General features: G+C 73.1%; 8 protein-coding genes. 4 read left to right on the top strand and 4 right to left on the bottom strand.

The window, feature by feature from the left end:
• Positions 1 to 82 precede the first annotated feature (82 nt).
• A complete protein-coding gene (gene rho, locus LJB71_RS01355) occupies positions 83 to 1,768 on the bottom strand; it encodes a transcription termination factor Rho (protein WP_259302799.1) in 1,686 nt (561 codons plus the stop codon).
• Between the two features lie 406 nt (positions 1,769 to 2,174).
• Entirely contained in the window at positions 2,175 to 2,501 is a 327-nt protein-coding gene (trxA, locus tag LJB71_RS01350) for a thioredoxin (RefSeq protein ID WP_259302798.1), read from the bottom strand.
• 214 nt (positions 2,502 to 2,715) lie between these two features.
• Between trxA and rhlB the strand changes: the two genes are divergently transcribed.
• From rhlB to LJB71_RS01330, 4 genes are all read left to right on the top strand, one after another.
• Positions 2,716 to 4,422, top strand: coding sequence for an ATP-dependent RNA helicase RhlB (rhlB, locus tag LJB71_RS01345; RefSeq protein WP_259302797.1), 1,707 nt, complete (start codon positions 2,716 to 2,718; stop codon positions 4,420 to 4,422).
• A 107-nt stretch (positions 4,423 to 4,529) separates the two neighbouring features.
• Positions 4,530 to 5,219 (top strand): ATP-binding cassette domain-containing protein, encoded by a 690-nt coding sequence (locus LJB71_RS01340; protein WP_259302796.1) that lies wholly within the window; start codon positions 4,530 to 4,532, stop codon positions 5,217 to 5,219.
• A complete protein-coding gene (gene ftsX, locus LJB71_RS01335) occupies positions 5,212 to 6,162 on the top strand; it encodes a permease-like cell division protein FtsX (RefSeq protein WP_259302795.1) in 951 nt (316 codons plus the stop codon). The genes LJB71_RS01340 and ftsX overlap by 8 nt, the downstream gene beginning before the upstream one ends.
• Position 6,163: 1 nt before the next feature.
• The gene (locus tag LJB71_RS01330) at positions 6,164 to 7,000 is read left to right on the top strand and encodes a response regulator (RefSeq protein WP_259302794.1); all 837 of its coding nucleotides are present in this window, start codon (positions 6,164 to 6,166) and stop codon (positions 6,998 to 7,000) included.
• A gap of 39 nt (positions 7,001 to 7,039) precedes the next feature.
• Here the strand turns inward: LJB71_RS01330 and LJB71_RS01325 are convergent, their stop codons facing one another.
• Both LJB71_RS01325 and LJB71_RS01320 read right to left on the bottom strand, forming a co-directional pair.
• Positions 7,040 to 10,939: a translocation/assembly module TamB domain-containing protein gene (locus LJB71_RS01325; protein ID WP_259302793.1), complete on the bottom strand. Its 3,900-nt coding sequence runs from the start codon at positions 10,937 to 10,939 to the stop codon at positions 7,040 to 7,042.
• Positions 10,936 to 12,792, bottom strand: coding sequence for an autotransporter assembly complex family protein (locus LJB71_RS01320; protein WP_259302792.1), 1,857 nt, complete (start codon positions 12,790 to 12,792; stop codon positions 10,936 to 10,938). Before LJB71_RS01320 ends, LJB71_RS01325 begins: the two co-directional genes overlap by 4 nt.
• Between the last annotated feature and the right edge of the window lie 36 nt (positions 12,793 to 12,828).

Raw genomic sequence — 12,828 nt, 5'->3', positions numbered from 1 at the left:
CCGAAAGCCTCCGTTGCGATCGCCGCAAACGCCGACGCCCGCGCGGGGCGGGGCGTCGGGGATGCGGTGTAGGGTGAAGCTTTCAGCGCTTCATCGACTGGAAGAACTCGTCGTTCGACTTGGTGTTCTTCATCTTGTCGAGCAGGAACTCCATCGCCGCGATCTCGTCCATCGGGTGCAGCAGCTTGCGCAGGATCCAGATCTTCTGCAGCAGCTCGGGTTCGATCAGCAGGTCCTCGCGGCGGGTGCCGGAGAGGTTGACCGCGATCGCCGGGTACACGCGCTTTTCGGTGATGCGGCGGTCGAGGTGGATTTCGCTGTTGCCGGTGCCCTTGAACTCTTCGTAGATCACCTTGTCCATCGCGCTGCCGGTGTCCACCAGCGCGGTGGCGATGATGGTGAGCGAGCCGCCTTCCTCGACGTTGCGCGCGGCGCCGAAGAAGCGCTTCGGGCGATGCAGGGCGTTGGCGTCCACGCCGCCGGTGAGCACCTTGCCGCTGCTCGGCAGCACGTTGTTGTAGGCGCGCGCCAGGCGGGTGATGGAGTCGAGCAGGATCACCACGTCCTTCTTGTGCTCGACCAGGCGCTTGGCGCGTTCGATCACCATCTCGGCCACCTGCACGTGGCGTGCGGCCGGCTCGTCGAAGGTGGAGCTGATGACCTCGCCGCGCACGGTGCGCTGCATTTCGGTCACCTCCTCCGGGCGCTCGTCGATCAGCAGCACGATCAGGTGCACGTCCGGATGGTTGTAGGTGATGGCGCTGGCGATCTGCTGCATCATCATCGTCTTGCCGGCCTTGGGCGGGCTGACGATCAGCGAGCGCTGGCCCTTGCCCTGCGGCGCCATCAGGTCGAGGATGCGGCCGGTGATGTCTTCGCTGGAGCCGTCGCCGCGCTCCAGCTTGAAGCGCTTGCGCGGGAACAGCGGGGTGAGGTTCTCGAACAGGGTCTTGTTCTTCGACGCTTCCAGCGGCTCGCCGTTGATGGTGTCGACGATGTTCAGCGCGAAGTAGCGCTCGCCGTCCTTGGGCCAGCGGATGCGGCCGGAGACGTGGTCGCCGGTGCGCAGGTTGAAGCGGCGGATCTGCGACGGGCTGATGTAGGTGTCGTCCGGGCCGGCCAGGTAGCTGGCCTCGGCTGCGCGCAGGAAGCCGAAGCCGTCCGGCAGGATCTCCAGCACGCCGTCGGCCTGCACGCCTTCGCCGTGGCGGGTCAGCACCTTCAGGATCGCGAAGATGATGTCCTGCTTGCGCGCGCGCGCCACGCCCTCGCTGATCGAGAGCTGGTCGGCGATCTCCAGCAGCTTGTAGGCGGGCATCCGCTTGAGGTCGCCCAGAGTGTAGGTGGGGAAGCCCTCCGGCACCTGCGGATGCGGGCGCGGCACGAAGGGTTCGCTGCCGTTGCCGCCGTCGTCGGGCATGCCGCCGGCTTCGCGCTGGCGTTCGCGCTGGCGCTCGCGGCGGTTCTTGAAGCGCTCGCGCCGGCTCAGGCGGTGGCCGCCTTCGCGCGGCTGGCCGCCCTCCTGCACGGCGTCCTGCGCCGGCTGGCCGCCGGCGGCCGCGCGCGCCTCCTGCGGCGCGTCGGTGGTCTCGGCCTGGCGCGCCGGGGCCGCCGCGGCGACTTCCGGAGCCGCTGCCGGGGGCGGTGACGACGCATCGTCGCTGAGGCGCATCTCGGGCTGTTCGGGGCTACGTGGCTTGGCCACGCGGGTCTTGCGCACGCGCTTCTCGGCGACTTCGCCGGGGGCGTCGTTGGTGGTCTCGGACAAGGGGGAAATCCTCGCTATGGTGGCGAGCGTCCGCGTCGCGCGGACGGGGTCGTGGGAATGGATCGGAAGAAGGTGCGGCGCGCCAGACTGGCGGGGGGATCGGCACCGTGACGGCGGAACGCTAGCACCCGCGTGGGGTTGCGCGCAAGTTAGGGAACCTCTGATCAACGCAGAGGTTCCTGCCGGCCATGGAGGGCGGGCCACGCATCCATCATGCAAGTGGTTGATTCGTGTGAGCCGGTGTCCGGGTCTGTACCGGACCCGGCGTGGGCTGACAACGCCTGGATGGCGTTGTTCAGACCTTCCTTAGGGGAAGCGCCCGCGCTTGCGCGCGCGGCAGGGGCAGGCCGGGAAAGACAGGGCGGGCGACGATCGCGCCAGCCGGGTGCACGCTGCGCGCGGCGGGTCAGAGCGCCTTGTCGAGCATCTGCGCCAGCTGGGCCTTGCCGACCGCGCCGATCTGCTGGCCGTGGATCTGGCCGCCCTTGAACACCAGCAGCATCGGGATGCTGCGCACGTGGTACTTCATCGCGGTGGCCTGGTTCTGGTCCACGTCCACCTTCACCACCTTGGCCTTGCCGGCGTAGTCGGCGGCCAGCTGGTCCAGCGCCGGGGCGATCATCTTGCACGGGCCGCACCAGGGCGCCCAGAAGTCCACCAGCACCGGCACCTCGGAGGCCAGGACCTGGGCGTCGAAATCGGCATCGGTGGCGTGCAGGACGGTGTTGCTCATGGAGGGCTCCAGATGGGGTGGGCGCGGCCGGTGGCGCGTAGATGTTAAACTTGGGCGGATTGGCCGGGGTTTCACGTAGCCCCGGGCCCGTGCCGGGAATGACCAGCCCCGGAATCCTCCCGGCAGTCTGCGCGGCTGCCTCCATCAAGACAAGTGGCCGAGTGCAACGCGACGTTCCGGCCCGCGTGCATCCGCCGCCTTCGAGGCCGTATCCGTGTCCGACAAACCCCTGACCGACATCACCTTTTCCTCCTTCGACCTGCATCCGGCCCTGCTCGCCGGGCTGGAAGGCGCCGGCTTCACCCGCTGCACCCCGATCCAGGCGATGACCCTGCCGGTCGCCCTGGCCGGTGGCGATGTCGCTGGCCAGGCCCAGACCGGCACCGGCAAGACCCTGGCCTTCCTGGTGGCGGTGATCAACCGCCTGCTGACGCGTCCGGCGCTGGCCGACCGCAAGCCCGAAGATCCGCGTGCGCTGATCCTGGCGCCGACCCGCGAGCTGGCCATCCAGATCCACAAGGACGCGCTGAAATTCGCCTCCGACCTCGGCCTGAAGTTCGCCTTGGTGTACGGCGGCGTCGATTACGACAAGCAGCGCGAGCTGCTGCAGGCCGGCGCCGACGTGATCATCGCCACTCCCGGCCGCCTGATCGACTACGTGAAGCAGCACAAGGTGGTGAGCCTGCACGCCTGCGAGATCTGCGTGCTGGACGAGGCCGACCGCATGTTCGACCTCGGCTTCATCAAGGACATCCGCTTCCTGCTGCGGCGTATGCCCGAGCGCACCACCCGCCAGACCCTGCTGTTCTCCGCCACCTTGAGCCACCGCGTGCTGGAGCTGGCCTACGAGCACATGAACGAGCCGCAGAAGCTGGTGGTGGAGGCCGAGACCGTCACCGCCGCGCGCGTGCGCCAGAAGCTCTACTATCCGGCCGACGAGGAGAAGCTGCCGCTGTTGCTGGGCCTGCTCTCGCGCAGCGAGGGTGCGCGCACCATGGTGTTCGTCAACACCAAGGCGTTCGTCGAGCGCGTCGCGCGGGCGCTGGAACGCGCCGGCTACCGGGTCGGCGTGCTCTCCGGCGATGTGCCGCAGAAGAAGCGCGAGTCGCTGCTGAAGAAGTTCCAGGCCGGCCAGCTGGAGATCCTGGTGGCCACCGACGTGGCCGCGCGCGGCCTGCACATCGACGGCATCAAGTACGTCTACAACTACGACCTGCCGTTCGACGCCGAGGACTACGTGCACCGCATCGGGCGCACCGCGCGCCTGGGCGAGGAAGGCGATGCCATCAGCTTCGCCTGCGAGCGCTACGCGATGTCGCTACCTGATATCGAGGCCTACATCGGGCAGAAGATCCCGTCCGAGCCGGTCACCGCCGAGCTGATGACCGCGCTGCCGCGCAAGCCGCGCGAGGGCGTGGAGGCCAACGCCGAGGAAGGCGAGAGCATCGGCGAGATCTTCAAGGAGGTGCGCGAGGCGCGCGCCGCCGAGGACGCCAGGCGCGGCGGTGGCCGTGGCCGCGGCGGCCGCAGCGGCGAGCGTTCCGGCGAGCGTCGCGGTGGCGAAGGGCGCGGCGAGGGCCGTGGCCCGCGTCCGCCGCGCAAGCCGCGCGCGGCAGATGCGGCGACGGTCGAAGCCGGCGCGGCTGCCGCGCTTGCGCCGGCGCCCGCCAAGCCGGCCGCCGCCGCGGGCGAGACGCCCGCCCGCAAGCGCCGCCGGCGCCGCCGCGGGCGTCCTGTCGAGGGCGGCGAGGCCGCCGCGGCGCAGGCGCAAGGCCAGCCATCCCGCTCCGCCGCGCCGAAGTACGTGCCGGCGGCCAAGCCGGCGTCCAGCGCGCCTGCGGCCGGCAAACCTTCGTTGCTCAAGCGCATCGGCCGCGGCCTGAAGTCGCTGGTCTGGCGCGGCCCGGCCGGCCCGCACTGACCGCCCGCCACGCGCCGCCGCACCCGCACCCGCCGCGGACCCGGGCGGCGCTGGCCGCCGGCGACGCTGGCGGCGATACTGGTGCCCCTTTCGGATAGCCTGTGCGCATGCCGGTCCTGCGGTTCGACAACGTCAGCAAGCACTATCCCGGCGGCCACGCCGCGCTGGCCGGGGTGAGCTTCGCCGTGGAGCCGGGCGAGATGCTGTTCGTCACCGGCCGCTCCGGCGCCGGCAAGAGCACCCTGCTCAAGCTGATCCAGCTGGCCGAGCGTCCCAGCCGCGGCGCGGTGCTGTTCGAGGAGCGCAACCTGGCGCGCGTGCGCGGCGGTGGCGTCGCCCGCCACCGGCGCGAGGTCGGCGTGGTGTACCAGAACCACCAGCTGCTGATGGATCGCAGCGTGGCCGACAACGTCGCGCTGCCGCTGGTGCTGCGCGGCCTGCGTCGCGGCGAGATCGGCAAACGCGTGCGCAGCCTGCTCGACAAGCTGGGATTGGCCGCGCGCGCCGGCGCCCTGCCCGGCCAGCTCTCGGCCGGCGAGCAGCAGCGGGTGGGCATCGCCCGCGCCATCATCGCCGAGCCGCGCCTGCTGATCGCCGACGAGCCTACCGGCAACCTCGATCCGGGGCTGTCGGCGGAAATCATGGACCTGTTCGCCGCCCTGCCCGAGCGTGGTACCAGCGTGCTGGTGGCCAGCCACGACCTCGCGCTGGTCAAGCGCATGCGCAAGCGCGTGCTGGTGCTGGAGCAGGGGCATTTGATCGACGACATCGCGCCGGAGGACCTGGTCGATGCGTGAGCGTACCGCGGGCACCCATGCCGGCCGCTTCCGCACCTGGCTGGCCCACCACGGGTTCAGCGTGATGGCCAGCCTGGGCCGGCTGCTGCGGCGGCCGTGGTCGAGCCTGCTCACGATCGCGGTGATGGCGCTGGCGCTGGCGTTGCCGCTGGCGCTGGGGCTGGCGCTGCAGAATCTGGCGCGGCTGGACGGCGCGGTGCAAGCCGCGCACGAGGTCACGGTGTTCCTGCCGCCGGGCACCGGCGCGGGCGCGGCCGAGGCGCTGGCGCGCACGCTGCGTGCGCGGGCCGACGTGGCGACGGTGGAGACGGTCTCGCCGGCGCAGGCGCTGGCGCGGATGCGCGCGCGCCCGGACCTGGCCGCCGCGATCGACGCCCTGGGCGAGGACGCCGCACGCCGCGCGCTGCCGGCGGTGCTGCGGGTGTCCGCGCGCGGCGACGAACGCGCGCTGGCCGCCGCGGTGCAGGCCATGCCCGGGGTCGAACGCGTGCAGTACGACGCCGCCTGGCGCCAGCGCCTGCAGGCGTGGCTGGGGTTCGGCATCCGCATCGCACAGGTGCTGGCGGTGCTGCTGGGCCTGGGCGCGCTGCTGGTGGTCGGCAACACCGTGCGTCTGGACATCCAGTCCCGGCACGAGGAAATCAGCGTGCTGCAGCTGCTGGGCGCCAGCGACGGCTTCGTGCGACGGCCGTTCCTGTATCTGGGCCTGTGGTATGGGCTGGCCGCCGGCGCGCTGGCGCTGGCCATCCTGGCCGTAGCGGGGTTGGTCCTGCAGGCGCCGCTGGCCACCCTCGCCGCCAGCTATGGCAGCGCGTTCGCACTGCAGGGCCTGGCCTGGCCTGAGGTCGCGGGCGTGCTCGCGCTGGCGGGCCTGCTCGGCTGGCTGGGCGCGGCCGCGGTCACCGGCCACCATCTGCGACAGAACCGCCCGGTGGAGGGCTGACATGGCCGACAAGCACGATCTTCGCCACGTGGTCAGCGACGCCCCGCGGGTGATGGTGGTCGATGGCAGCAAGCTGGTGCGCAAGCTGATCGGCGACACCCTGCGCAAGGAATTGCCGGGCGCGGAGGTGATCGGCTGCGGCGGCATCGCCGAGGCGCGCCAGGCCCTGCAGGACGGCGCCGTCGACCTGGTCACCACCGCGCTGGTGCTGCCCGATGGCGATGGCCTGGCGCTGGCGCGCAGCGTGCGCGAGGCGGCAGGTCAAGCCTACGTGCCGGTGATCGTGGTCTCCGGCAACGCGCAGGAAGCGCTGGAGGCGCGCGCCTTCAGCGAGGACATCACCGACTACTTCGACAAGTCGCTCGGCCAGGACGCGCTGGCCGCGTTCATCCGCGGCTACGTGCATCCGGCGCCGATCGAGGGCGCACGCGTGCTGTACGTGGAGGACAGCAAGGTGGTCGCGGTCGCCACCAAGCGCATGCTGGAACGGCACGGCCTGCAGGTGCTGCACATGATTTCGGCGGAGGACGCGCTGGAGCACCTGCACCGCTTCCTCGGCCGCAGCGACGGCGACGTCGGCGCCGACCTGCTGCTCAGCGACGTGTATCTGAAGGGCGCGCTGTCCGGGCGCGACCTGCTCAACCAGATCCGCGCGGTGTTCCGCTACGGCAAGCGCCGCCTGCCGATGGTGATGATGACCGGCGACGACAACCGCGACAACCAGGCCGCGCTGCTGCGCGAAGGCGCCAACGACCTGGTGCTCAAACCGATCGAGGAGCGCCTGCTGGTGACCAAGGTGCTGTTCCAGCTGCGGCTGGCGAAGATCAAGCAGGACTGAGCGCGCCGCGGTGGGCGGGAAGCGGGCGCGCGGCGCGCCTCACTTCTCCGTGCGCCAGTTGATCGAGGCGCGGTTCTCGACCGTGCTGGATTCCACCTGGATGTCGAAGCCCTTGCGCAGCAGGTACTTCAGGGTCACCACCTGGCCGGTGCCGAGCAGGGACACGCCGTAGCTGATGTACAGCCGCGGCGAGAGGTACTTGCCCACGCCCAGCACGTCGCCGCCGAGCGCGCGCGAGTTGCTCACGCCGGCATCGTCCAGGCCGATGCGCGCGCCCAGCTGCGCGGTGAGCAGGCCGACGCCGGTGTTGAGCGCCGACTTGGCCAGGTCCACCTGCTGCAGCTCGCTGCGGTTGAGGCTGGGCAGCGGGCGGCCGAGGGTGAGATAGGCCAGCGCCTCGGACTGGCTCATCGCCGGGTCCGACCACACGCTGGCCTGCGGCGCCAAGGCGCGCCCCGACACCTGCACGCCGGCGGTGACCGCGCCGATCTCGCGCTCGGCGCGGATGTCCAGCCGCGGGTCGCCGATCGCCTCGTTCGACCACAGCAGGCGGCCGCGGGTGATGCGCAGGTCCTGGCCGTAGGCGCGGTAGCGGCCGCCGACGTCGAGCGCGCCGGTGGCGCGCACCTCGCCGCCGGGGCGCTGGCGCACGCGCAGCTCGCCGCCGAGGGTGCCGGCCAGACCGTAGCCGTCCAGCTTCACCGCATCGCCCACCGTCACCGCCAGATCGAGATCCAGCGGCAGTGGACTTGCGGCGGCCTGCTGCGGGTCGGCCGGGTCCAGCACCACCACATCCGGCGAGGGCGCCACGCCCATGTCCAGCCGCTCCAGGTGCAAGGCCGCCTCCGGCACGGCCACGCGGCCGCGTACCTGCAGCGGCGCGCCGGCGCGATAGCGCAGCTGGATGTCGGGCGAGGCCAGCAGGCGCAGCTGGCGGGTGTCGGCCAGCAGCACGCGGGTGCCGCGCAGCGCCAGCTGCAGCGGGGTGTCGGCGTCCTGCCAGTCGAGGCTGCCCTCCACCTGCAGCGGGCCCTGGCCGGTGCCGAGGCTGCCGGCGATGCGCGCGCTGCCGTCCTCCCGCGCCTGCAATTGCAGGGTGCCGTCCTGCACCGCGATGCCCAGCGCCGGCAGTTCCGCGGCGAACGCCTGCAGCTGTGCCTCGCCGCCGAGCAGCGGCGTGGCGCGGGTGCCGCCCAGCTGTACCGCCACGTCCAGGCGCCCGCGCGGCTCGACGATGTCGGGCGAGAGCAGTTCCAGCAGCAGCAGCTCCGTGGTGCGCAGGCGCAACACGCCGCGCAGCGGGGCCTGCGCCTGCGGCCCGGTCTGCAGCTGCGCGGCCAGGCTGCCCTCGCGCCCCAGCGCGGCATAGGCCGACAGCTGCCATTGCGCCGGGCCGAGCGTGGCCTCGACCACCAGATCGCGGTAGCGCAGCAGCGCGCGCCGCGCGGTGGGACGTTCGCGCAGGCCACCGGCGGCCGAGCGCAGCATGGCGTTGGCCTGCCAGCCGCGCGCCGCTGCGCGCACGTCCGCCTCCAGATCCAGCGTGCCGTCCAGCGCCCACCGCCGGCCATCGCGGCGCGGCGGCAGCCAGTCGGCGGCCAGCGCCAGCGGCAGCGCGTCGCCCTGCACATGCAGCCCCGGCTGCGGCCAGCCGCCCTGGGCGCAGACGCGGCCGCCCGCGGCCCCGTGCAGGCAGGCGGCCTGCAGCGCGAACGCACCGCTGCGCCAGCGCCAGGACGCCGGCTGCGCCAGTGTCCACGCAGCGCCGCGTGCGGGGGTGAGGGCCAACGTCGCCAGCGCACCCTGCCAGCCGCCGCCCTGCCGGCGCGCCTGCGCCGACAACGCCAGGTGGCCGGCCTCGCCGCGCGCGTCGGCGTCCAGCTGCAGCTGGGTGAGGGCGCCGCGCAGGGTGGCGTGCAGGCTGTCCAGCGGCAGGCCGGCCTGTATGCCGCTGGCGGCAATACGCAGTTCACCCGCGCCGCGCTGCCAGGGCAGGCGGCCCTGCGCCTGCAGCTGCGCGATGCGAAGGTCGCCGAGCGCCAGCGCGCTGCCGGAGAGATCCACCGCGAGCTCCGGTGCCGCGCGCGCACCGCGCACCTCCAGCGTGCCGCGCAGCACGCCGCCGCCGCCCGGCAGCAGGTCGTCCAGGCGCAGCGGGGCGAGGCGCGCTTGCACCGCGATCGTCCCGGCCACACGGCCGCGCGCGTCGATCCGGCTGCCGCCGAGGCTGAGCGCGAGTTCGCCGCGGTAGGCATCGCCATCGATCGTGGCGTTGGCATGCCCGGCCAGCGCGCGCCCGCGCAGGCGGCCGCCGAGGTTGCGCGCCTGCAGCTCCGCGCGTAGCCGGCCGTCCGCGCGGGTCTCGCCGTTGCTGCGCAGTTCGCCGCGCAGCGTACCCGGCCAGTCCGGCGCGAAGTAGCCGGGATCGAATCCGGCCAGACGGGCCTGCGCCGTCCATTGCAGCGCCGGTGTCCATGCCAGCGCGCCGGTGGCGTCCAGCCGGCCCTGCGGCATCCTCGCCGCAAGACGCGTCACCTGCATCCGGTCCAGGTCGCCGGTGCCGGCGAGCTCCACCTCCGCGCGCTCCTCGCCGCGCTGCAGGCGCAGCTGGCCCTGCAGCGCCCAGCGCTGCAGCTGGCCGGCCACGCCGAGGTCGGCATCGCCGCGCAGGGTGGTCGCACCGTCGGTGCTGCTCCAGCGCAGGCCGCGCGCGTTCAGCGCCAGCTGTACCGCGGCGTGGGCGGGATCGCGCAGGTCGGCGCGGCCGCTGGCGGTGATGCGGCCGCCGAAGGCATCCAGCACCAGCGGCTGCAGCTGCAGCCGCTGATTCTCGAGGTGCAGCCGTGAGGGTTGCAGGGTGAGCGCGAACTCGCCCCGCTGCAGCGCGCCCTGCAGCTGCGCGCGGCCGCCGTCGCCGCGCGCAGTGAGCGCGAACCGCAGCGGCGTGGCCGGCGTGGCCGCGCCGGTCAGCAGCCCCGGATCCAGCCCGTCGCCGCGCGCGGTGAGCTGCCAGTGCGGTGTCGCCTGGTTGCCTTGCAGCACCAGGCGGGCGCGCAGCGGGGCCGGGACATCCCCGGCCAGTGCCACCACCATCCGCGCCAGAGTGCCGCGCATCACCAGGCCCAGCCGCGCCGGGGTGCGCCCGGGCGCGGCGGCGAGCACCGCGGTGGCGGTGAGGTCGCTGCGGAACTCGCGCGCGGGCTGATAGTCGCCGTGCAGGGTGAAGTGGCCGCGGTCGCTGGCGATCGCCAGCCGTTCCACGTGCAGGAATCCATGGCGGACCTGCACGCCGCCGTGCAGGCGCCGGATCACGAGCAGCGGCGCGCCCTCGTGGCGGATCGCAAGGTCGTCGATGCGGATGGCGTCGGCGCGCAGCGCCAGCGGCGGCGCGATCTGCGGCAGCACGTCCGGCCAGCGCGGCAGTTCCAGCGGGGTGTCGCTGCGCGGCAGGTCGAGCACGCCGCCGTGCACCTCCAGCGCGTCCAGGCGCAGGGTGCGGCCCAGCAGCGGCAGCAGCGCCGGATCCAGCACCACGGTCTGCGCCTGGAAACGCAGGGTGCCCATCGCGCAACTGGCGCGCGGCGTGGGCACGCAGTCGGGGTCGCGCTGGCGCGGCATCGCAAAGCGCACGCCGTGCAGGGTCAGCGGCCCGGACAGCGGCCCGTCTGCCGCGTCCCAGGTCAGCGTCGTGCCGGCCGGCAGCCGCGCCACGATCTGCGCCAGCAGCGCGTCGCGCCCGCCGATGGTCATCAGCAGCCAGGTGACGGCCACGGCCGCCAACAGCAGAAGTGCCAGCGCGCCGATTCCGCTGCGCATGGCCAGCCGGCGCCGGCGCGCGCGGCGCAGCGCACGCAGTTCCGTGATCCGCGCCTCGCGCTGCTGCGACGTGGCGTCCGCCGGCGGCGGCGCAAGCCCGGAGTGGCGCTCGCGGCGGCTCACAGGTCGGGCCCGATGTTGAGGTACAGGCTGAGCGGCGAATCGGGCGCATTAAGCCCGCGCGCGATGTCGATCCGCACCGGCCCCACCGGCGAGCGCCAGCGCAGGCCGAGGCCGACGCCCGTGCGCAGGCCGGGTGCACGCCCGGCGAAGGCATTGCCGGTATCCACGAACACTGCCGCGCCCCAGGGGCCCTTGAAGTAGCGCTCGTACTCCAGGCTGGCGGTCACCACGTTGGGCGCGCCGGTGTAATACGGGCCGCCGCTGGTGAGGATGCGCGGGCCGAGTTCGTGCCAGCCGTAGCCGCGCACGCTGCGGTCGCCGCCGGCGTAGAAGCGCAGGCTGGGCGGCAGGTCGAGCACGTCGCGGGTGAAGGTGTGGCCCAGCTCGCCGCGCACGATCAGGCGGCTGTCGGCATCCAGCCCGTGGAACCACTGCGCGCGCGCATGCAGCTGGGTGAAGCTGGCGTTGCCGCCGCGGCCGCCGCGCAGGGTGAGGCCGAGGCCACCGCCGCGGCGCGGGGCCAGGCGGTTGTCCACATCGATATAGTCGCCGCGCAGCTCCGGGAACACGAAGCTGGCGAACTGGAAGCTGGGCGTGGGCTTGGTCAGCACGTAATAGGCCCAGCGCTCGCGCAGCAGGTGCAGGGTGGCCGACAGCGCCAGGCGCTTGCTGTACTGCCCGGTGCGCCCGGCGACGAGTTCCAGCCGGCGGCTGTTGACGTAGGCGGTCTGCTCATCGGCGGCCTGCAGGCTGGCGGTGTACCAGCCGTCCAGCCAGGCGAACGCCGGGATGCGGTATTGCACGGTGGCGGTCTTGCGCTTCTGCGCCCAGTCGATCTGCGCCAGCGCCTTGTGTCCGCGGCGGTTGAGGTAGCGGCGCTCGATCCCGAGGCTGACGCCGGTGCCGCTGACGGTGCCATAGCTGAGGCCGGCGCTGTAGAGGCTGCGCTTGGCCGGGGTCAGCTGCACCTGCACCGGCACCCGCCCGTCGCTGGCGGCGGCCGGGTCGGCCTGCACGTCCACCAGCGCGAAGTAGTCCAGCGCCTGCAGCGACTGCCGCAGGCGATCCACCTGCGCCTCGTCGTAGGGCGCACCCGGCGTCCACGGCACCAGCCTGTCCAGCAGGCGCGGCCACACGACCGCCTGCGGCGTCTGCGTGAACTGCGCCGGGCCGAAGGCGAAGCGCGGACCGCTGTCCCAGCGCAGCGCGATGTCGGCGGCGTGCGCGGCGCGGGTCACCTCCACCCGGTGCTGCACGAGCTGCGTATCGAAATAGCCGTGGTGCGCCAGCGCGCCCGCCACCTGTGCTTTGCTGGCCTCATAGCGCGCGTGGTCCAGCACCTGCCCCGGGCGCGGTTGGAACGCCTGCAGCGCGTCCACGACGGTGGAATCGGACCTGCCGGGGCCGTCCACCGCGACATCGAAGCCGCGCACCCGCACCGGCAGCCCCGGGGTGATGCGCAGGGTGACGGTGATGCGGCGCTGGCGCTCGGCCGCGTTCGCGCTGTCCTCCGTCTCCGCCGTCTCCGCGTCGAGGCCGGCCTCCGCTGCGGGAGTGGCGGCCGGCAGCGGGCGGTCGCTGCGCAGCACCTCGATCGTCGGCGCGTAGTAGCCGAACGGTTCCAGCGCGCGCCGCGCCTCGGCGTCGGCCTCCCGCAGCAGATAGCCCAGGCGGCGCGCGCGCAGGTCCTTGCCCAGCTCGTCATTGAGCGACAGCGCGCTGCGCACGTTGTCGCGCAGCGCCGCGTCTTTCAGCCCCTCGATTTCGATCCGGTCCACCTTGACCGCCCACGCCGGGGCGGCGGCGCACAGGCAGACGAGCAGCAGCGGAAGGCGCGGGGAACGGATCGGCATCGGCGCAGGATACCGGCGCGGCGTCAACGCCGGATT

The organism is Thermomonas sp. S9, from assembly GCF_024704365.1.
Lineage (GTDB): Bacteria > Pseudomonadota > Gammaproteobacteria > Xanthomonadales > Xanthomonadaceae > Thermomonas.
The sequence above is the reverse complement of the archived record's forward strand: the minus strand, read 5'-3'. Positions and strand labels throughout refer to the sequence as shown.